This is a genomic window from Xenorhabdus budapestensis (genome assembly GCF_002632465.1).
GTDB classification, from domain to species: Bacteria; Pseudomonadota; Gammaproteobacteria; order Enterobacterales; family Enterobacteriaceae; genus Xenorhabdus; species Xenorhabdus budapestensis.
In genome coordinates, this window is record NZ_NIBS01000076.1 from 1 (window position 1) to 2,032 (window position 2,032).

1 protein-coding gene is annotated in these 2,032 nt (G+C 57.5%); it reads left to right on the forward strand.

Annotated features, from left to right (window positions below; translation table 11 throughout):
* On the forward strand, positions 1–2,005 hold a 2,005-nt coding region (locus tag Xbud_RS18840), incomplete at its 5' end, for a toprim domain-containing protein (RefSeq protein WP_099137511.1).
* Positions 2,006–2,032 lie beyond the last annotated feature (27 nt).

Sequence of the window (2,032 nt, forward strand, 5' to 3'; positions counted from 1 at the left end):
TAAAGGGGTCTGGAATGCCGCGGCGCTGGGTGCCTCCAAGGCGCTGATCCTGTGTGAATCCCTGATTGATGCGATGTCGTTCTGGGTGACCGGACACCGCAATGTTACGGCCGCTTACGGGGTGAATGGCGTCACCGCTGACCACTGGCGGGCGTTCGAACAACACGGCATTAAGCAAATCCTGATCGCCTTTGATAATGATACCGCGGGCAATGATGCCGCGGTCAGACTGGCCTCAGAACTGGTTGCCAAAGGCATCACGCCGCTGCGTGTAGTGTTCCCGCCAGATCAGGATGCCAACGGCTATCTGTGCCAGATGGCCGAGTCGGAATCCGCCTTTGCGTTACTGATTGAGAGTGCCGTGCCGATGCAGGATGCTGCGGACATCGTGGCGGTTGAGCGCCAGACGGTTGAGTCTGTCACTGCGCCAGAAACGGCTTCTTCTTTAGTGGCTGAACCCGTGCCCAGCGTGACACCGGGTGTGGTGTGTGAATCCGGCGATAATGGCGAGCTGCTTATCTCGATCGGCACACTCCAATGGTGCTTACGGGGCATGGGCGCAGTCAAAGCAGGCGCTGCCACGATGAAACTCAATGCGCAGGTGCTGGACACACAAAGCGGCGTCCTGTTCGCCGACGGGGTTGACCTGATGAGTGCCCGCAGCCGAAACAGCTATGCCAGACTGGCCGCCACCGAACTGGGGCTGGGAGAGGCTGAGTTGCGGCGTTCGCTGGGGCAGGTGTTACTGGCGGTTGAACAGTGGCAACAGCAGGGCACATCAGGCACAGAATCCAGCATACCGGAGATGGGGATCGCTGAACGGGAAGCGGCACTGGCGTTACTGCAAGATCCCTACCTGACGGCACGTATTACCACTGACTTAGCCGCCTGTGGGGTTGTCGGTGAATCCACTAACTTACTGGCTGGCTTTTTGGCTGCCGTGAGCCGCAAACTGCCCAAACCGCTGGCTGTGCTGATCCAGAGCAGCAGCGCTGCCGGAAAATCCTCGCTGATGGAGGCGGTACTGAACCTGATGCCGGAAGAAGAGCGCATCCAGTACAGCGCCATGACAGGCCAGAGCCTGTTCTATCTGGGGGAAACCCATCTCCAGCATAAAATCCTCGCTATCGCCGAAGAAGAAGGGGTACGGCAGGCCGCCTATGCGTTGAAGCTGTTGCAAAGTGATGGTGAGCTGACAATGGCGAGCACGGGCAAGGATGAAGCCACGGGCAATCTGGTGACCAAAAGCTACACGGTGAAAGGCCCGGTGATGCTGATGCTGACCACGACCGCTATTGATGTGGATGAAGAGCTGCTGAACCGCTGTCTGGTGCTGACCGTCAACGAATCCCGCGAGCAGACCGAAGCTATCCATGTGTTGCAGCGCCAGAAGCAGACACTGGAAGGCCTGCTGGCTGAAAATGAGCGGGACTATCTCACCGCACTGCACCAGAACGCCCAGCGGCTACTGAAACCGCTGAATGTGGTGAATCCGTATGCGTCGCAACTGACGTTCCTGTCAGACAAAACCCGTACCCGCCGTGATCACATGAAATATTTAACGTTAATCCAGAGTATCGCCCTGTTACACCAGTATCAGCGGGAGGTCAAGACCGCTGAGCATCGTGGCAAGCGGCTTGAATATATCGAAGTCAGCAAAGACGATATCCGGCTCGCCAATCAGTTGGCACACGAGATATTAGGGCGGACGCTCGATGAGATGCCGCCGCAGACACGCAAGCTGTTGCTGTTGATCCAGCAAATGGCGCACGCAATGGCGGCAGATCAGCAATGTGCCCTGAACGCCGTTCGTTTTACCCGGCGGGATATCCGCGACTTTACTCAATGGAGTGACAATCAGCTTAAAGTGCATTGCCAGCGGCTGGCTGAGATGGAATACCTGCTGATCCACGGCGGCAGTCGCGGGCATCGACTGCAATACGAACTGCTCTGGGACGGTGATGGCGACAGCGCGCACTTAAGCGGCCTGATCATGCCGGTATGATCAGCGCAAGTTGGGCTGAAAACAACG